Annotated in this window: 19 protein-coding genes; 13 read left to right on the forward strand and 6 right to left on the reverse strand. The window is 68.0% G+C overall.

Annotation, left to right across the window (positions count from 1 at the left end):
• Nucleotides 1–97: 97 nt before the first annotated feature.
• The gene (locus ACFVJ5_RS08740) at nucleotides 98–1,462 is read right to left on the reverse strand and encodes a lipase family protein (RefSeq protein ID WP_379219264.1); all 1,365 of its coding nucleotides are present in this window, start codon (nucleotides 1,460–1,462) and stop codon (nucleotides 98–100) included.
• 251 nt (nucleotides 1,463–1,713) lie between these two features.
• A complete protein-coding gene (locus tag ACFVJ5_RS08745) occupies nucleotides 1,714–2,943 on the reverse strand; it encodes a lipase family protein (protein ID WP_379219265.1) in 1,230 nt (409 codons plus the stop codon).
• Nucleotides 2,944–3,217: 274 nt separating this feature from the next.
• On the opposite strand from ACFVJ5_RS08745, the gene ACFVJ5_RS08750 reads away from it, so the two are divergent.
• From ACFVJ5_RS08750 to ACFVJ5_RS08765, 4 genes are all read left to right on the forward strand, one after another.
• Nucleotides 3,218–3,469, forward strand: a complete 252-nt coding sequence (locus ACFVJ5_RS08750) for a hypothetical protein (protein WP_379219266.1) — start codon at nucleotides 3,218–3,220, stop codon at nucleotides 3,467–3,469.
• A gap of 80 nt (nucleotides 3,470–3,549) precedes the next feature.
• Nucleotides 3,550–4,032 carry a DUF2599 domain-containing protein gene (locus ACFVJ5_RS08755; protein WP_379219267.1) on the forward strand — a complete coding sequence of 161 codons (483 nt, stop codon included), beginning with the start codon at nucleotides 3,550–3,552 and terminating at the stop codon, nucleotides 4,030–4,032.
• 12 nt (nucleotides 4,033–4,044) lie between these two features.
• Complete coding sequence (locus ACFVJ5_RS08760; RefSeq protein WP_379219268.1) at nucleotides 4,045–4,698, forward strand: NAD(P)-binding oxidoreductase; 654 nt, start codon at nucleotides 4,045–4,047, stop codon at nucleotides 4,696–4,698.
• A 354-nt stretch (nucleotides 4,699–5,052) separates the two neighbouring features.
• Nucleotides 5,053–5,307 (forward strand): hypothetical protein, encoded by a 255-nt coding sequence (locus ACFVJ5_RS08765; RefSeq protein ID WP_379219269.1) that lies wholly within the window; start codon nucleotides 5,053–5,055, stop codon nucleotides 5,305–5,307.
• Nucleotides 5,308–5,409: 102 nt separating this feature from the next.
• Here the strand turns inward: ACFVJ5_RS08765 and ACFVJ5_RS08770 are convergent, their stop codons facing one another.
• Both ACFVJ5_RS08770 and ACFVJ5_RS08775 read right to left on the reverse strand, forming a co-directional pair.
• A complete protein-coding gene (locus ACFVJ5_RS08770) occupies nucleotides 5,410–6,294 on the reverse strand; it encodes a helix-turn-helix domain-containing protein (protein ID WP_378631360.1) in 885 nt (294 codons plus the stop codon).
• An 18-nt stretch (nucleotides 6,295–6,312) separates the two neighbouring features.
• On the reverse strand, nucleotides 6,313–6,546 hold the full coding sequence (locus ACFVJ5_RS08775) for a DUF397 domain-containing protein (protein WP_056817490.1): 234 nt from the start codon (nucleotides 6,544–6,546) through the stop codon (nucleotides 6,313–6,315).
• 352 nt (nucleotides 6,547–6,898) lie between these two features.
• Between ACFVJ5_RS08775 and ACFVJ5_RS08780 the strand changes: the two genes are divergently transcribed.
• The 6 genes from ACFVJ5_RS08780 to ACFVJ5_RS08805 all read left to right on the forward strand — a co-directional run bounded on the left by ACFVJ5_RS08780 (nucleotide 6,899) and on the right by ACFVJ5_RS08805 (nucleotide 12,985).
• Nucleotides 6,899–7,087, forward strand: coding sequence for a hypothetical protein (locus ACFVJ5_RS08780; RefSeq protein ID WP_379219270.1), 189 nt, complete (start codon nucleotides 6,899–6,901; stop codon nucleotides 7,085–7,087).
• 87 nt (nucleotides 7,088–7,174) lie between these two features.
• Complete coding sequence (locus ACFVJ5_RS08785; RefSeq protein ID WP_379219271.1) at nucleotides 7,175–7,609, forward strand: CBS domain-containing protein; 435 nt, start codon at nucleotides 7,175–7,177, stop codon at nucleotides 7,607–7,609.
• Between the two features lie 86 nt (nucleotides 7,610–7,695).
• On the forward strand, nucleotides 7,696–8,973 hold the full coding sequence (locus ACFVJ5_RS08790) for an aminotransferase class V-fold PLP-dependent enzyme (RefSeq protein ID WP_379219272.1): 1,278 nt from the start codon (nucleotides 7,696–7,698) through the stop codon (nucleotides 8,971–8,973).
• 39 nt (nucleotides 8,974–9,012) lie between these two features.
• Nucleotides 9,013–10,266: a heavy-metal-associated domain-containing protein gene (locus ACFVJ5_RS08795; protein ID WP_379219273.1), complete on the forward strand. Its 1,254-nt coding sequence runs from the start codon at nucleotides 9,013–9,015 to the stop codon at nucleotides 10,264–10,266.
• The gene (locus ACFVJ5_RS08800; RefSeq protein ID WP_379219274.1) at nucleotides 10,263–11,672 is read left to right on the forward strand and encodes a decarboxylase; all 1,410 of its coding nucleotides are present in this window, start codon (nucleotides 10,263–10,265) and stop codon (nucleotides 11,670–11,672) included. The genes ACFVJ5_RS08795 and ACFVJ5_RS08800 overlap by 4 nt, the downstream gene beginning before the upstream one ends.
• The gene (locus ACFVJ5_RS08805; protein ID WP_379219275.1) at nucleotides 11,672–12,985 is read left to right on the forward strand and encodes a pyridoxal-phosphate dependent enzyme; all 1,314 of its coding nucleotides are present in this window, start codon (nucleotides 11,672–11,674) and stop codon (nucleotides 12,983–12,985) included. Before ACFVJ5_RS08800 ends, ACFVJ5_RS08805 begins: the two co-directional genes overlap by 1 nt.
• Here ACFVJ5_RS08805 and ACFVJ5_RS08810 read toward each other — a convergent pair whose 3' ends face one another.
• Entirely contained in the window at nucleotides 12,986–14,524 is a 1,539-nt protein-coding gene (locus ACFVJ5_RS08810) for a condensation domain-containing protein (RefSeq protein WP_379219276.1), read from the reverse strand. It lies immediately after the preceding gene.
• Nucleotides 14,525–14,723: 199 nt separating this feature from the next.
• On the opposite strand from ACFVJ5_RS08810, the gene ACFVJ5_RS08815 reads away from it, so the two are divergent.
• The 3 genes from ACFVJ5_RS08815 to ligD all read left to right on the forward strand — a co-directional run bounded on the left by ACFVJ5_RS08815 (nucleotide 14,724) and on the right by ligD (nucleotide 17,362).
• Nucleotides 14,724–15,107 (forward strand): cold shock domain-containing protein, encoded by a 384-nt coding sequence (locus ACFVJ5_RS08815; RefSeq protein WP_379219277.1) that lies wholly within the window; start codon nucleotides 14,724–14,726, stop codon nucleotides 15,105–15,107.
• 180 nt (nucleotides 15,108–15,287) lie between these two features.
• The gene (locus ACFVJ5_RS08820) at nucleotides 15,288–16,367 is read left to right on the forward strand and encodes an ATP-dependent DNA ligase (protein WP_379219278.1); all 1,080 of its coding nucleotides are present in this window, start codon (nucleotides 15,288–15,290) and stop codon (nucleotides 16,365–16,367) included.
• Nucleotides 16,364–17,362 (forward strand): non-homologous end-joining DNA ligase, encoded by a 999-nt coding sequence (gene ligD, locus ACFVJ5_RS08825; RefSeq protein WP_379219279.1) that lies wholly within the window; start codon nucleotides 16,364–16,366, stop codon nucleotides 17,360–17,362. The genes ACFVJ5_RS08820 and ligD overlap by 4 nt, the downstream gene beginning before the upstream one ends.
• 4 nt (nucleotides 17,363–17,366) lie before the next feature.
• On the opposite strand, the gene ACFVJ5_RS08830 is transcribed toward ligD, so the two are convergent.
• Nucleotides 17,367–18,080 carry a hypothetical protein gene (locus ACFVJ5_RS08830; protein ID WP_379219280.1) on the reverse strand — a complete coding sequence of 238 codons (714 nt, stop codon included), beginning with the start codon at nucleotides 18,078–18,080 and terminating at the stop codon, nucleotides 17,367–17,369.
• Nucleotides 18,081–18,239: the final 159 nt, after the last annotated feature.

An 18,239-nucleotide genomic window follows, 5' to 3' on the forward strand; every position in this document is an offset into this window, starting at 1 on the left:
TAAGCCGCAGAATTACTTACGAGACGATTGTCACGCGCGGTCTGGGTAGGTCACCACAGCCCCTCGAAAACTGCCATGACAGCGCACAGGAAAATATTCAGCACTCGCTACGCGCCGCGACTCCGAGAAGTCGCTCGTCGAGCCACAACACCGCCTCCGGATAGCCGGTCGCCGCGCCGATGATGTGCTCGCCGAGCACGCCGCGATACACCGCGTTCGCCCCGAGTTCGCACTGCTCATCGTAGAGATTGCGCGCACCCTCGGCGGGAATCCACCACTCTTGGTCGCCGTTGTAGATGTAGAGCGGAGTCGACGACCGCATTCCTTGCATCCGGGTGATCTCGTAGATGTCGGTGGCCAGTTCCGAACGCAGCGGATCGGCGATGTTGGCGCCCACATCGATCGGCAGGTGCAAGATTCCCGGCACCGCGAACACACTGGCGCACGTATCTTTCATAATCGAGGTGGTGACCCAGCGCCCGAGATTGTTCATCGCGGCGAGGATTTCGGGTCGTTCCCGGCCGATCGCGAAGGTCGCGGCCATAAATATTCCGGATGCGAGGTTGGCATTCATACTGCGCGAAAGGATTTCGAAGTCGGCGGGCACCCCGCCCAGTGCCGCGCCGACGATGACCTCGGCCAGTTCCGGTGCGTAGGAATCGATCAGCTTGGCCGCACCGTGGGTGGCGATGGCGCCACCGGAATAGCCGGTCATCGCGAATCGGCTGTCGCCGTAGGTCGCGGGGTCGACACCGCGCACCGCCCGGATCGCGTCGAGCACCGCGTGCCCGGCGACATACGGTTCGGCGTAGGCCATCCACGGGCCCTCGTGGTCGGGCACCAGGACCGCGTACCCGCGCAGGACCGCGAGCTGGGTGGTCGGCGGAATGAACTCCGTCGCGCTCGACTGCGTTGTCAGGCCGTGCGCCAGCGAGTAGCCGGGAGTGCACTTGCGACCGAGCGCGTCGATGGGCAGGTTGTTCACCAGCACAGGCCGATCCCCCGGCCCGGTCCATTCGGTGGCGGGCACGATCAGAGTCGCGGTGGCGTAGGACGGTCTGCCGTGGGCGTCGTCGGTGCGGAATTTCAGCAGCGTCGCCGAGCGGATGGGGACCAGGGTCAGCCAGGCCGCGGTCGCGGTGACGTCGCGGGATTCGATCAGATCGCCGGGCGACAACTCGTCGAGCCCGGCCGGCCACTGGTCGAAGATCGGATCGCCGACCGCCGAGGGGAGTACCGCCGCGCGCAGTGCCGCGAGTTCGGCCGCCGGATCGGCGGCGTTCACCGGGATCGGCGAGGGAATCACCTGGTCGATCCAGCGCTGCAGATCGGGCAGGAAACCGGGTGTCCCCACCTGCGGCACCGGGAACTCCTGAGTCGGCGGCGGCTCGGCGGCCGCGGTACCTGCCGCGAAGGAGGACAGCAGCAACATCGAACCGATAAGTACTCGAACAGATCTCATGGCACACACGCCTTCGGGTGGCAACGGATTCGTCGATGACGTGCCACTATGCGGTGCTCCGACCCCCGCCGAAACTCCCCCACCGCGCCGTCGTCAGGTCCTTTACGCTACGGGGCGCGGTGAACGGACTTCGGCGTTGTGCCCGAGTCGTGTGCGCAATGCCGCTGTATCGCAACAAGAATCGCCCGTGACGACGCGCATCGGCCCGGATCCGCCTCGGGGCGAGCGGATCCGGGCCGATCGAAACCGGCTCAGCAGGTGCTGGGCGCCGGTTCCCCCCGCAGCCGGGCATCGAGCCAACTCAGCGCGGAAGGCAGTCCGAGCACAGCCGCGGTCAGATGGTCCGGGGTGGGTGTCTGCTGACTGACAACCTTGGCGCCCGCGGCACACCAGCGATGGGTGGTGGAGGTGATCGCGTCGACTGGGATGAGGCCGTCGATCGGCGAATGCCATTCGAAGACGGGCATTGTCGGCGCGCCCGGATACAGCTCGAGGCTGTTCTCCTCCACCACGGCGCGGGCTTCGGGATCCTCCACCAGTGAGGTGGTGGCCGCGAAATCGAGGATGCCGCGCCCGGCTCCCGCCCCGAGGATGTCGTTGGTGCAGGCGTCGCGGATCGACGCGCGGGCGGCCAAACCGCTGGCATTCATCTGATCGCTGATCGGGAACCGCTGGGGGTATTCACGTTCCAGCCCGATCCCCGCGGCCAGCGCGAGACCGAAAACCGGATGCGAACCGAAACCGAGCCCCTCGAGCATGGACACCAGGTTCATCGGCACCCCGCCCATCGCCGCACCCGCGACCTCGAGCTCGGGCGCGTACTCGGGCTGCAGCGCCGCCGCCCACGCCGTCGCCATGCCGCCACCGGAGTACCCCGCCATCGCGACCCGGCTGCCGCCGACCCGCAACTGCTCGACCTGGCGTACCGCGCGGATACCGTCGAGGGTCACCTGACCGCCCAATTTCGCTGCCCCGTAGGCGAAATTCGGTCCGAGGTGGTCGGGCACGGCCATCGTCCAGCCGCGCTTGAGCGCGTAGTTCCAGGCCACCGCCTCGCGCACCATCAGGTCCGGATCGTCGGTGTAGAGGACCTTGGAAACCGAGCAGCGCGTGCCGAGCCCGTTGATGATGTGCTGGTAGGACAGCACGGGGGCGTCGGTGCGGTGATTGTTCGGCTGCAGCACCGTCGTCGTCGCGGCGATCGGGTCGCCCGCGGAATTGGTGGAGCGGAACTGGATCAGGGTGATGGTGGTGTCGGGGAACATGGCCAGCGCCGGCATCTGCCGTACGCCGAGTACGTCGCCGGGCTCGTGCTCGGCGAGGTCGGCCGGCTGGCTGTAGAAGGGGTCGGGGTCGGCAGTCGGGTAGAGCGGTGTGGTGTGGCCTGCCGCGGCGGGGACCACGGTGAGCACCGCGGCCGCCAGGCAGACCATCAGAGTTCGGCCCGGTCGACTGTGTCGTGCCGCGGTAACCCAGATCATGCGGCTGTCCCTCCCGTGTCGCTGCTGTCGAGACCGATCTTCGCCGGTACCGTGGCTCCTCGTCGACGGGTCGCCGCGAACATCGGCGGAGCTCACAACCTCACCTGTGTGGGGTTGTGACCGGAGGCAGCACGCCGATATGCGGGCACACCGCCGCGGCGACAGGTGAATTGTGAGATCTCCAAGCGAAATCGGAACGTGTTCCTCTCGATGGTGCAAGACCTACCGTCGAGTAGGAAGGCGCTCACCAGTGCCGGGGCGAAAGGAGCACGCCATGATTCCCACCGACGAGAACATCGCCGCCACCCTCCACCGCATCGAACCGAACGAGATACCGACCCGGCGGATCACGGTCTACTTCGACGGCCCCACCCCCGAGGACGCACTGGTGCTGGAATACGCGGCGACCCAGGCCGAGGCGTGGGAGTTCACCTCGGCGGCCGTACATTCCGGCCTGCTGGTGACCGTCGACGGCAATGTCGGCCCCGGCCTGCGCCGGTTGCCCTGCCGGTCGCTGTGGCACTGAAGCTCGCGGCGCCGCCCCGCCGATCGCACTAGGCTGGCACGGCGGGCGCTCGTCGGCCCGCGGTGACAGAAAGGGCATTCGTGACACGGTGGCAGTTCCCGCTCGCACTGGCCACGGTGGCCGTCCTCACCGGCTGCGGCTCGGCCGACACCACACAGGTAGCGACTCCGCCCAGCACCACCGCCCCGGCGACTACCACCAAGCGGGTGCCCGCCACCATCGCGCCGCCGACCACCACCGTCGACCCCTACGCGGGCCTGCCCCTCATCGATCACGTGACCTGGACCGAGAACGTCGACGGCCCCCGCCTGCTCGTCTTCCCCACCCAGGCGGGCCGCAAAACCGCCGCGCCCGGCACCGACGAACTCGCGTGGCAGGAAGTACGCGCCCTCGACGCCGACGCCGACGCGCCGGGGATGCGCGACCAGTTCGTTTGTCACTGGGTCTGGGCCAGGATGGTAGCGCCCGACAAGCCGAGCTGGAATCTCGAACCGTGGCGCCCCGACGTCGGGTATCAGGCCACGGTTTCGGCGAACTGCAATCCCGGCGGACCCGAACGCTGATAGGAGCATCCCATGCGCATCGTCATCGCCGGTGGACACGGCAAAATCGCTCTCCTGCTCGCCCAGGTGCTGACCCGGCGCGGCGATCACGTCCACGCGCTCATCCGTGAACCCGGCCAAGCCGCCGATATCGCCGCGACCGGCGGTGTGCCGGTCGTCTACGACATGGAGCGCGACACCCCCGCCGACCTCGTAGCCGCGGTCGCCGGTTCGGACGCGGTGGTGTTCGCCGCAGGTGCGGGGGCGGGCAGCGGTGCCGCGCGCAAGTACACCGTCGACCTCAATGGTTCGGTACAGCTGGCCGACGCCGCCGAGCAGACCGGCGTCGCGAGGTTCGTGCAGATCTCGACGATGGGCGCGGGCAGCCCGCCCGCGCCGGGTACCGATGAGGTGTGGGCCGCCTATATCGACGCCAAGACCCGCGCCGAGGAGGATCTGCGCACTCGCGAGCTGGATTGGACGATCCTGCGACCGGGCCTGCTCACCGACACCGAAGGCAACGGTCTGATCACGCTCGGACCGCCGCCGATTCCGCGCGATTCGGTGCCGCGCGCCGATGTCGCCGCGACGCTCGCGTCGATCTTGGTCGCGGACAACACTTTTCGGCGCACACTGGAGCTGGTTTCGGGATCGGTGCCGATCGAGTCAGCGGTCGCGGCCATTTGATAACCGGAAATTAACTATGGCAGCATATTTCGCCCGTTGACCACGATTATCGACAACTCGTGCCGCATTGTCTGCGCCCGATGAACAGAATGAACCGCCGGTCACGCCACTATTCGAGCACCGCCCATGACGGAGGTGGTGCCGCCACCCTGGATTCGCCGCTCAGAAGCCGGGAAATGCACCGCATCGAGACGGAATCGATAGTGCAGATGTGCTTGCATCTGAAAGTCTCCCCGTCCTAAACTCAGGGCCGCAACACAATTCAGGGGATAGTCAGGGGAGGCCGCGAGCGGCACACCCGGGGCCAGGATTGCCTTGGGTTTGCCACTGCCTGAGAAGCACAGGGGCATTCACATGAACAACACCACGGGCCGTTTCGGCCTCGCTGATCGCGCGGCGGCCGAACACCCCGGCTCCGCACGATGGTCGAGGGAAAGCGCGGTCGCCTTCGTCATCGATGCCGTGGAATCCACCGGTGCAGCGACCCGCAACGATTTCGATATCGACCGGATCGTGACCACCGCGCACGAACTGGCCGACGACTGGGATCTGCAAATGCTGACTCCCGATACTTTCTGGCGTATCGCCGCCGGCTGTATCCGGTACTGACCGCGAATCGGTACCCGCCGATCGACTGCCCCGCCCCGCGCGCGCACTCCGATCAGTTCTCCGTGTTCGATTCCGCCCGACTGATCAGTCCCGCTCTGGCTGTCAGTCCCGCTCGGCGTAGGACAGCAGAATCTCGCGTGAGCGATCCGGCCGTTCGGCCTGGACGCTGAGCTGATCCATCACCGACAGATACATCGCGAGGTCCTGGCGGCGCTCGAGGTAGAGCGCGCTGGTGAGTTGCTCGAGGTAGACGATGTCGGGCAGTTCCGGCTCGCCGAAGCGCAGAATGCTGAAAGAACTACCCGCCGCCGCGTGCCCGCCCGCCGAGTACGGCAGTACCTGCACCGTCACGTTCGGCAGTTCCGAGAGCTCGGCCAGGTAGCGAAGCTGGGCCCGGTGCACCTCGCGTCCACCGATCGGACGATGCAGCACGGCCTCGTCGATCACCGCCCACACCACCGGCGGGTCGACGCGGCGCAGGACATCCTGGCGTAACTGCCGAACCTGGACCCGACGGTCGGTTTCGGCGTCGTCGAAACCGAGGGTGACGATCGCCCTGGTGTACTCCGGCGTCTGTAGCAGGCCGGGTACCAGCTGTGCTTCATAGGTGCGGATCTGGCTGGCCGCCTGTTCGAGCCCGAGGTAGGTGCTGAACCACGACGGCAGCAGATCGCTGTAGCGATGCCACCAGCCGGGCTCACTTGCCTGCCTGGCCAATTCGAAGAACGAGGTGCGTTCCACCGGGTCGTGCACGCCGTAGAGCGTGAGTAGATCCCGGATGTCGCGTTCCTTGAAACCGGTGCGGCCCAGCTCGAGTCGGCTGATCTTGGCGTGCGAGCCGCGGATCGCGTCGCCCGCGGCCTCGCGGGTGATGCCTTTGCCTTCGCGTAGCTTGCGCAACTGGCCACCGAGCGCGATCCGCAACACGGTAGGGCCACGGTCGACAACAGGTTGTACGCGACCGATCTCGTCGGGTTCAGCCGTCATGGACCCAGATCCTACCGATTACCCGGTGAGGTAGTCGAACTCTCCGGCCTTCGCGCCGCGGATGAATGCGTCGATCTCGGGCCGGGTGTAGAAGATCACCGACCCCTGCGGGTCGCGCGAGTTGCGCACGGCGACCGAGCCGTCGGCGGCCTCGGCAACCTCGACGCAATTGCCGCTGGGGTTGCTGTAAGTGCTTTTGCGCCACGCACCGTCTCCCGGGCGTTCACGCTGATCATGCTGCATTCCGGACATACCGCACTCCTCGTTGTCGAATGATGCCCACCGGTACGAAAGTTGCAGATGCACGCACAAACGTTCTTGCATCTGCCTTGCGCGATGGGGACATTAACACGCGAAACGCCACCGCGCACCGGTCGGTACTTACCCGACGTCATGACCGACGGAAGGCCTCGACCGTCTCGTCCAGCCCCCTGAATTCGTAAGCGCCGCAACCCCATCGCGAGCCGACACGGCCGCAACGAGCGTGCAGATGTGCTTGCATTCGAAAACGACACGCCCGTAGACTCAGGCCGCAAGATCACCGGGAGGTACCTCGGCTCCACCAGCCGGGCGGGCCTCCCGTCGCCGAATGGGAGGGGACTCGATGAGCAGTCCGTTTCAGCGACACCTCGGTGCCGCAGGCGTATCGCCCACGGCGTGTAGCGACGAGCCGAACGGGCTCACCTACCGTCAGGCCCGCGAGATGCTGAGCCAACACGACATCCACGGTCCGCAGTGCCGTCAGTGGCTGGCCGCTGCCGCGTACCTGTCCGCGGGGCTGGACGACGAATAGTGCGGTTGTAACGTCTTCGTGCTGGTCAGGCCGGTTCCGACAGGTCATGCTGGTGGGCGACGATCGATCCGGACAGGTGGTGCGCGTATGCGGATAACGGAGATCCTGCGCAACAAGGGCAGGGCGGTCACCACTGTGCCGCCGCAGACCACCGTGCGCGACCTGCTCGCGGCACTGGCCGACCACAATATCGGCGCGGTGGTCGTCTCCCCCGATGGTGCCGTGATCGCGGGCATCGTCTCCGAACGCGATGTGGTGCGTCATCTGCACGCCCACGGCGCCGCACTGCTGGATCGGCCGGTCACCGACATCATGACCGCCCGCGTTCGCACCTGCGGGCCCGACGAGGACGTGTCCTCGCTGCGGGATGTGATGACCGAGCACCGGATCCGGCACATGCCGGTGGTGAAGTCCGATCGGCTCGTCGGCATCGTCAGCATCGGTGATGTGGTGAAGAGCGAGATCACCGAACTGGCCGCCGAGCGTGAACACCTCGTCGAGTACCTGCAGGGCAACTACTGAGCCCGACGCCGACCGGCGACACCGAAAAGCCTTGCGCCTGAGAATTCTTCGCGAGCCGTACCAGAAACGTGCGTATCGTTGAGCAGGTGCACCCCGTCCGGCCCGAGCTCGCCGCCGCCTCGGTGATCCGGCACGCGCCCACCCCGGTGCCCGCCTCGATTCGCACACGATTTCCGGCCCTGGCCGATCCCGCGGTGGTCTATCTCGACAGTGCCGCGACGACGCAGAAGCCCGACACCGTCATCGCGGCCGTCACCGACTATCACCGCGAGCACACCGCCAACGCTGGCCGCGGCACCTACGGCTGGGCCACCGCACTGTCGGCGCGGATCGCCGCTGTCCGTACCAGGGCGGCCGGTTTTCTCGGCGCGCGCCACTGCGACGAGATCGTGTTCACCAGCGGAGCCACCGCCGCGCTCGGCGCCGTCGCGCACAGCTGGGGCCTGGCCGAGCTGAACGACGGCGACGAGATCCTCTACAACCCCGCCGATCACGCCGCCAATGTGCTGCCGTGGCACCATCTGCGCGACACCCTCGCCCGGTTCGGCCGCCGCATCGTGTTGCGGTCCTACCGGAGCACCGCGACCGGCGAAGCCGATATCGAGGACATCCTCGCGCAGGTCGGTCCGCGCACCCGCCTGATCACCACCAGCCACCTCCATCACGTGTACGGCGGGCTCACCACTCTCGAGGAATTGCACGGCCGGATCGACCCCGAGATCCTGCTGTGCTTCGACTGCTCGCAGAGCGGAGGGCACCTGCCGGTCGACGTGGCCGCGCTGCGCGCCGATTTCGCGGTCTTCGCGGGGCACAAGATGTTCGGTGCGCCCGGGATCGGCCTGCTGTACTGCCACCGTCGGGTGCACGACAGGCTGCGGCCCTTCCTGCCCGGCGGCAACTCCGGGGTCAGGATCACCGACACCGGTCTCGTCGGCACCGGAATGCCCGAGCTACTCGAGGGCGGTACCCACAACATCCCCGGGATCCTGTCCCTGGCACCGGCTTTCGATCTTCTCGACGAGCTCGATCGCTTCGCGGTCGCCGAGCACAACCGGGTGCTCACCCTGCGACTCACCGACGGTCTGCGCGAGGTCCCCGGGCTCGACTTCCTCCCGGGGCCCGCGCACGCGAGCTGCGCCGTCGGCTACGGGATCGTCTCGTTCACCCTCGACGAGATCAGTGCGGCCGACCTGGGGTTCGTCCTGGCCGATGCCGGCTTCCTGGTGCGAACCGGAGCGCATTGCGTGCCCTCGGCCGACGCCGGGACCGGTTCGGTGCGGGTGAGTACCCACCTCTACAACACCCTCGACGAGATCGACCGATTCGTCGCCTGCGTGTCCGGCATCGCCGGACACGGGCGCTGAACGACCTGCCCTTCAAGCCCCCGACGCCGAGGAGGAACGATGGGCTCGCCCACCGTGCAGCACTACGATCGCCGCGCCGCGTCCCTGGTACTGGCCCGCCTGGCCGCTCCCGGACTGTTCGCCGCTACCGAGCCGCCGCCTCCGGCCCGAATCACCTACCGTGCCACAGCATTACAACCTGAATCCGGTGCCGCGCTGACCCAATCCCAGCGGATGTACCTGGAACGGTTCATGCGACCGTGCCGCCCGGATCAGGTGACCAGCGCGACCCACCGCCTCACGTGGACCGACAGCGCGGGCATTCCCAACACCGGGTACTTCCACACCGCGGGCGCGGGCCCCGAACTCGCGGTGCTCGCGCGGGAAACAGTCCTCGCGCTGTGGCATTCGCTGGCGGCATCCGGACTCCCGGCGCGCGCCGCGGCGCTACCCGCCCACGATCACGGCGTCCTTTCCGCGACCACCACCGATCACGATCCGCACGAGATCTTCCGGGTCGGCATCGAGGCGACCGGGCGCGCGCTGGTCCAGCACGGGCTCATCGCCGCCGACACCCCCTATCGCGGGCTCGTCGAATTCACCACGGGGATGCGTGATTGCGGCATCTTCACCGCTGTCGCCACCCGCTGGTTCTGGGAATTGCAGGCGTCGACCTTCCGGCGCGGGATGATCCCGGTGCGCTTTGCCACCCAGCCCGACGGGTCCGTGCGCTACACCGCCGACTCGATCGCCGTCCTGCGCGCGATGAAAGACGCCACCATCGCCGACGCGCACGCGGTGATGCTGCGCGCGACCAGCGAGGAGGGCCTCGAGACCGAGGCGGCCGTCGCGAAATACCACGACGACCTCGACCTGATCTCACGGCAATACGCGCTGCTGCCCGCCGACACGCGACCCACCTGTCTCGCGGCGACCCAACACGACGTCGACGGTGCCGGTGTGCACGTCCTCGCCACGGTTGTCGATCGGTTCGTCGAGACGTTCGCCGCGCTGGCAGGCTCGGTGGAGGTGGTCGAGGACCTGACCGAGGAACAGCCGGGCACCGGACCCACCGGCGACGACGGCGTCTTCTACGTCCCCGATATGAGCTGCCGACATTGTGTCCGCACGATCACCGCCCTGCTCGAATCGATGGAGATCGCGGTCATCGAGGTCGATCTGGAGTCCAAGCGGGTGACTGCCCGGATTCGCAGTCCGCGCAACAGGTTCCGTGTCTTCGAGGCACTGCGCGACGGCGGCTACAACCCGGTCGACGACGTGCCGGCGCAGGTGCCCGGCGCGTCGGTGGGATGATCCCGCCCGCCGTTCCCGCCGCGCTGCATCCGCTCGTCGCCGCGTTCCTCACCGATCGCGACGGCGTGCGCGCCGCGTTGCGCCGCTACGGCTCCCCCGTGCATCTGGTGTTCCCGCAGATCTTCACCGCCAACCTCGCCGCACTGCGCGCGGTGCTCGACGCGGGAGCGGTTCGGCATCGAATCTGCTACGCGCACAAGGTGAATCGCTCCGCGGCGTTCGCCCGTACGGCCGCGCACGCGGGAATCGCCATCGACGTGGCGTCCGCGGGAGAACTGCGTTCCGCGCTGTCCGCCGGATTCCCCGCCGATCGCATCGAGGTGACCGGACCCAAGGGCGCCACGATGCTGCGGGCCGCGTTGGCGGCCGCGGCGACGATCAATGTCGACAATCTCTGGGAACTCGCGACCCTGGCCGAGCTGGCGCCCCCGGAGATGGCGGTGCCGGTATTGCTGCGTGTTTCGGGATTCGCCGGCAGCTCACCGAGCCGGTTCGGCATCGATCTCACCGACGTGGCGACGGCGCTGGACCTGCTGGTGCGTCACCGAGACCGGCTGCGGCTGCGGGGATTCGCCTTTCACCTCGACACCGCTGCCACCGCGGAACGGGTCAACGCCGTGGGCGACTGTCTGGAACTGATCGAACGGGCCTACACGCACGGCCTTTCGCCGACGGTGCTCGATATCGGCGGCGGCCTGCGCCAGGTCTTCACCGCCGATGCCGGGGGGTACGACGCCTATGACCACGCACTGCGGGCGGGCCTGCTCGGGCGTGGCCCCGCGATGCACTGGGGCAGCAACACTTTCGGCTATCACGTCGCCGAGGGAATGGTGCACGGCGGACCGGTGTTCCACAAGTACGCCAATACCGAACCCGCCGCCGACATCCTCGCCGAACTGCTCGCCGCCCCGCTGCCCGGGCACGGCGGACGGGCGCTGGCGGCGGTGCTCACCGACAATCTCCTCGATCTGTGGCTCGAACCGGGCAAAGCGCTGGTCGACCAGGCGGGCATCACCGTGGCGCAGGTCGAGTTCGTCAAACAGGCGGGTAACGGCGCGACGCTGGTCCATCTGGATCTCAGCCGCGACACCGTCACCGCCGCCGACCAGGAGGTGCTCATCGATCCGATCGTGCTGGCCGACGTAGCCGAACCGCGGCCTGCCGGGGTGTATTTCGCCGGGCACCTGTGTCTCGAGCGCGACCTGATCACCCAGCGGCAGGTGCGGGTCGCGCAGCTGCCGTCCCCCGGCGATCCGGTGGTGTTCCCCAATACCGCCGCTTACCACACGGACCTGTCGGCCGCGCAGGCCGCCATGCACCCGACCCCCGCGAAAGTCGCTGTGCTGCACCGAGAGGGACAGTTCGTCCTGTGCCCGGACGCCGACTATCGGCCCGGGGGCCGGTGATGGTCTACACCCACATCACCGAGCTGATCGGCAACACTCCCCTGCTGCGCCTCGACCCCGCCGTCCACGGGCTGCCCGAGGTCGAGCTGTACGCGAAACTGGAATCGCACAACCCTTTCGGTTCGGTGAAGGACCGCGTCGCCTGGGCGATGATCCGCGACGACCTCGAGCGCGTCCGCGCGGGCGGACAGTCGTTCATCGAGGCGTCGAGCGGCAACACCGCCAAAGCACTGCGGGTACTCGGCGCGCTGCACGGCATCCCGCTGCGCGCGGTCACCAACCGGATCCGGGTGAGCGAGGTGCGCCAACTGCTGCAACTGCTCGGCACCGAGATCGTGGAGCTTCCCGGCCTGTCCGAATGCCCTGATCCCCATGCGGCCGATGATGTTTCGGCGGTCATCGAGCAGACCATCGGGCAGGCGCCCGACCGCTGGTATCACCCCTCGCAGTACACGAACGAGCGCAATATCGCCGCCCATCACGACGGCACCGGCACCGAGATCGCCACCGACCTCGCGGACGCGGGCATCGACCATCTCGACTACCTGATCGGCGGCCTCGGCACCACCGGCTCCACCCGAGGCACCGCGACCGCCCTGCTCGCTCACCATCCGGACCTGCGCACTGTCGGGGTGGTGTCGGACCGCTTCGATTTCATCCCCGGCATCCGCTCCGAACGCGAGATGTGGGACGTCGGCCTGTTCCGGCCGGATTTCTACGATCAGATCGTCACCGTCGACTCCGCCGCCGCCATCGAGTCGACCCTGGACCTGATGCGCGGCTACGGCGTGCTCGCCGGACCCACCAGCGGCGCGGGCTATTGCGCCGCCCTTCGCACCCTGGCGGCGGCACCGCGCCCCGAGGGCAGAGCACTGGTGGCCGTGCTGATCGTGTGTGACCGGATCGAACCGTATCTGTCCTATGTCGCCAAACGCAGGCCGGAGCTGTTCGGCAAGCCCATCGGGCCCGCGCCCCCGAGTCCCGACGACACCGCGCCGACGCTGTCCCCCGCTGAGCTGGCCGAACTGGACCGCACGGCCAGACCCACCGTCGTCGATACCCGCGGCGCGATGGCCTACCGCGTCGGCCATGTCCCCGGCGCGCTCAACATCCGCGACGACCAGCTCGACGAGATGCTCACCCAGGGTGTGCCGTTTCCGCGGTCACGGCCGGTGGTGTTCGTGTGCCCGGTCGGGGAAACCTCGCTGCGTTTCGCCGCGGTGGCCCACCGCGCGGGCTGCGAGGCGTTCAGCCTCGCCGGCGGCATCGTCGCGTGGCGCGACGCCGGGTACGCGATGGAGCGCGGCGGCTGATCAGACGAGCACCCTGGTGGCACGGCGGGCTGTGCTCAGCGCACGACCGCGACCGGCCGTCGCCAGCAACACCGTGAGCGGGCCGCGATACCCATCGGCGAGCAGTCCGACGACCGCACGGAAGCGCGCCACGAACTGCTGCGCGGTCGCCTCGTCGAACCGGGCGATCGGGTAGATGAACGACCCGTCGACCCCCGTGGGTGCGCCGAGCGCGTCGTAGTGGTCGGTGAGCCCGAACTCGAGGTCGTGCTTGGCCCTGACGACCCCGGTCGGCACCTCGGTGATCGAAAGCCCCTGCGCCGGAGCAGGTTCGACAGGGGCGCGTGGCGCCCCTGCTCGCTGCAGGATGAGTGTGGCCTGGAACAGCGGGAGCGCGGCATCTTGCAGCAGGCAGCGCTTGAGGCGTGGATTGGGGGTGTCGGGGTGGGCGTACGCGGCGAGCGCCACCCGGCGCACCTGATCGAGGAGCTCGCCGACGTCGGCGGCGCGGTCGAGGCGCACGCGCATCAGCACGTCATCGGAGAAGTTGCCGATGAGATCGTCGAGCAGACGGTGATCGCGACCCGAAACCGCCGTGGCGACTGTGACATCGGAGCTGCGCGCGAACGCGCCGACAGTGAGGGCGAACGCGGCCTGCAGCACCATGAACAAGCTCGCCCGCCCCTCCTGCGCCATCCGCAGCAGCCCGGCATGGGTCGCGGCGTCGAACGAAATCGGCAGCAGCGCACCGGCGACCGGGTCGATCGGGGCGGCGGGGACTTCCCGGGCGGGCAGGTCGAGCAGGGCGGGGCGGCCGGCCAGCGCATTGGCCCAGTACCGCAGCTGATGGGTGGCCCGGCTCCACTCGTCGGTGAACTCGCCGAGCTGCTCGTGCTTCCACAGGGTGTAGTCGATGTAGCTGACCGGCAGCGGCGGCCAGTGCGGGACGGTGCCGGCGCGACAGGCCAGGTAGGCGGTGACGAGGTCGCGGATCAGCGGGCCCATCGAGCGGCCGTCGACCGAGATGTGGTGCACGACAAGGGCAAGCACCACATCGTCGGGCCCGAGCACGAACAGCCGCGCCCGCACCGGCAGCTCACGGGCGAGGTCGAAGGGCTGCCCGGCCAGCGCGGCGACGGCGGGGACGAGTTCGGCTTCGCTGACAACACATTCGGCCACATCGAGGACGACATCGTCGGGATCGACGACGCATTGAGCCGGACCGAGCTCGGTCGCCGGAAACCGGGTCCGCAGCGGAACATGGCGGGCGACAAGGAATTTCAGCGCCGCCCGCAACGCCGCCACGTCGACCGACGCGCCGCGCAAGCGCATCGCGCGCGCGACATTCCAATCCGCCGACCGGCCGAGTCGCGCGGCATGCCACATTCGCTCCTGCGCGGGCGCCAGCGGCACATGCGCCGGACACGGCCGCGGGGCGAGCACCGGTGCCGCGACGGGCCGGACACAGACCGGGTCGCTCCCGATACGCGCCGTCGCCGACAAAACGCCACTACCGGCGTCGAATCCCCCCGATCTCCTCCCCACACCGGGGCCCGACACGCGTCTACAACCTCCACACCGTTCCGACAGGTGAGGAACGCTAACGAGCCGATGTGAACACACAGTTACCGGATCGTGACCATGCTCGGTCAGCCCGCATGTATCGCGAATCCCAAGATTTCGCCGACTATCCACTTTCCGGGCGAAATCGCCCAAAAGCCGCGTTAGAGTAGCGACGGGAAGCGGAGCGAGGAGTTGGTTGGTGTCCATCGGGAAATTGGTGTCGTTCGACGGTTCACGGGGTTTCGGGTTCATCCGGCCCGATGACGGCGGGCCCGATGTGTTCGTCCACGTCAACGACATCGGCCTCGACGAGGACGAGCTGCGCCAGGGTCGGCTGTTCGAATTCGATGTGACCGAAGGCGATCGGGGCCCCAAGGCGATCAACCTGACCGGGGTCGGACAGCCCCCCGCCACTCCGAAGACGCGCAAGGGCGGCGACCGGCTCGGTCCCGACGAACTGCGTCAGCAGATCACGGAATTGCTGCTGGAAGCGTCCCCCGCGCTCACCGCGGCCGAGATCATCACCATCCGCGACCGGTTCACCATCTTCGCCGACGAGCACGGCTGGCTCGACAGCTGATCTCGCCCCCGGGCTATCGCGCCCGCCGATGAACTCCGGCGCGGACTCCCCGAGCGCGACAGGCACGCACGCGATGTCCGCGCACGTGTCGGTGCTCCGTCCTACGATCGCCTCACACACCGATGAATCGGGCGTGCTCGCATCGTCGACACGGGTGAACACACCCGCGAGGAGGATCGGATGGATCTACCGGTGATGCCGCCAGTGCGCCCCATGCTGGCCAAGTCGACGCCGTCGCTACCGCGCGAACCAGGACTCAGCTACGAGCCCAAGTGGGACGGCTTCCGCTGCATCGTGTTCCGCGACGGTGACGAGATCGAACTCGGCTCCCGCAACGACCGCCCGCTCACCCGGTATTTTCCCGAGTTGGCCGAGCTGCTGAAGGAGGCGTTGCCGCAACGCTGTGTCGTGGACGGGGAGATCGTGGTCGTCACCGATCACGGCCTCGATTTCGACACCTTGCAGCAGCGGTTGCATCCGGCCGCGTCGCGGGTCACCAAACTCGCAGCGGAGACACCGGCCAGTTTCGTCGCCTTCGATCTGCTCGCCCTCGGCGATCGCGATCTCACCACCGAACCGTTCGCGCAGCGGCGCCGCGAGCTCGAGTCGTTGCTCGACGCCGCGCCCGGCCGGATCCATCTCACGCCGATCACCCACGATCCCGACGTGGCTCAGGACTGGTTCACCCGCTTCGAAGGCGCTGGCTTCGACGGCGTGATGGCCAAGTCCGACGAGCTGGCCTACCTGCAGGACAAGCGAGTGATGCTCAAGATCAAGCACGAACGCACCGCCGACTGCGTGGTCGCCGGATACCGGATGCACAAGGACGGCGAGGGCGTCGGTTCGCTGCTGCTCGGCCTGTTCGACGACGAGGGCAATCTGCACCATGTCGGGGTGGCGTCCAGTTTCACCGCGGCCCGGCGTCGCGAACTACTCGGCGAGCTGGCACCGTTGCGCGAGAACGCGCTCGACCATCATCCGTGGCGCAACTGGGCCGACGCCGCCGCTCAGGCCGATGCCGACGGCAAGATGCCCGGCGGGCAGAGTCGTTGGAGCGGCGGCAAGGATCTGTCGTGGGAGCCGTTGCGGCCCGAGCTGGTCGCCGAGGTGCGCTACGAGCACGTGCAGTCGGGACGGTTCCGCCACGGTGGGCGGCTGGCGCGGTTCCGCGCCGACCGGACTCCCGATTCGTGCACCTACGCCCAGCTCGATGAAGTGGCGCCCGCCGAGCTCGACGCGATCTTCGGAGTCGGCCGATGAGCGCCGCGATGGAACTCGACATCGACGGCCGCGCGCTGACCATCAGCAATCCCGACAAGGTCTACTTCACCAAACGCGGCGAGACCAAGCTCGATCTGGTCAACTACTACCGCGCCGTCGCCGAACCGCTGCTCGGTGTGATCGGTGGCCGACCGCTGCTGCTGGAACGCTATCCCGACGGCGCGTCGGGCAAGTCGTGGTTCCAGAAGCGGGTGCCGAAGTCGGCGCCGGACTGGTTGCAGACCGTGGAGGTGTCCACCCCCAACGGCACCACCAGCGACGCGCTGGTGGCCCACGATCTCGCGCACATCCTGTGGGCGGTGAATCAGGGCTGCCTCGGTTTTCACGTGTGGCCCAATCACGTTCCCGATCTGCGGATCGCCGACGAATTGCGCATCGACCTCGATCCCTCGCCCGGTATCGGTTTCGATGATCTGCGTCGCGCCGCCGTGCTCACCCGCGAACTGCTGGCCGAACTCGGCATCGACTCCGCCATCAAGACCTCGGGCTCACGGGGCCTGCACATCTACGCGGCGCTGGAACCGCGCTGGGACGGCTACGAGGTGCGCGCCGCCGCGGTGGCACTGGCCAGGGAGCTCGAACGCAGGCATCCCGAGGAGATCACCGCGCAGTGGTGGAAAGAGGAGCGCGGCTCGCGGGTGTTCATCGATTTCAATCAGAACGCCCCGCACAAGACCGTGTTCGGTGCCTGGTCGGTGCGGCCGAAGGTCGGCGGCCAGGTGTCGACACCGATCACCTGGGCCGAGCTCGACACCGTCGTCCCCGACGAACTCACCCTCGCCACCGTGCCTGCCCGCCTCGCCGAATCGGGTGATCCCTGGGCGAACCGGGCACCGCAGTCGATCGAATCGCTGCTGGCAATGTCGGAGCGCGATATGGCAGCGGGGCTGATGGACGCACCGTGGCCACCGCAGTATCCGAAGATGCCCAACGAGCCGCCGCGCGTACAACCGAGCCGGGCCAAGAAGGAGTGAGAACCTACTCGGTGGTCCAGGGCGACCAGACCGCGGCGCTGCCCTTGCCCTCGCACACGAGCGCGTGGTTGTCGGAGGTACGGCCCGATTTGTCCACCGAGGGATCGCATTTCGCTCCCGCGGTGTAGTAGGAACCCGACACCTTGAACGGCCCGGACCAGGTATGACCACTCGGTCCGCGCAGGCACAGCAATGTCGCACCGTCTGCCGCGACGCCGAGTAGACCGGCCTTCTCCGCAGTGCACTCCGTGCCCTTCTCGACCACGCCGATCTTCTCGCCGGCGCCCGCGGGACTCGTCACCGGGACGGCCTCGGTCACCGTCGGTGCCGCGGGCGAGGTCACCGACACCGGCGTCGGTGTAGTCGTCGCCGCCGACTGGGCGAGTACGGGCATCGACACGTCCAACCCACCGAAAACGGCGAGCCCGATCGCTACCGCGACCGCCACCTCGGAAATGCCGAGCAGCAACGCCAGCAACGCGATCCCCCGCCCACGCGGATGCCCGAACGACAGCAGCCCGAACACGATCGCGATCGGGAACAGCAGTACCAGCGCTGCGGCCAGCGCCACCATCGAGTACGGATTCACGCGCGGTTGGTCACCGCGGCGACCGCCCGCCGCATTGTCCGCGCTCACCTGCGGCCAGCGCTGGCCGTCCCAACGCCGATCGTCGGACTCCTGCTCGGGGTCGTCATCCCATTCCTCGTACCGTGCCATCAACCCCGGGTCCCTCTCCGATCTCCCCGGGCGCACAAACAGGTGCGGCGCCGGGTTACGCGACGAGAATAAGGACTCCAAGCCCGGTAGCACAGCTCAAACGCGAAATAGGGTCACAGTGACATAACGTGTCAACCCGCGCGAGGTCCCTGGTAACGA

The organism is Nocardia sp. NPDC127606 (assembly GCF_042671725.1).
In the GTDB taxonomy this organism is placed as follows: domain Bacteria; phylum Actinomycetota; class Actinomycetes; order Mycobacteriales; family Mycobacteriaceae; genus Nocardia.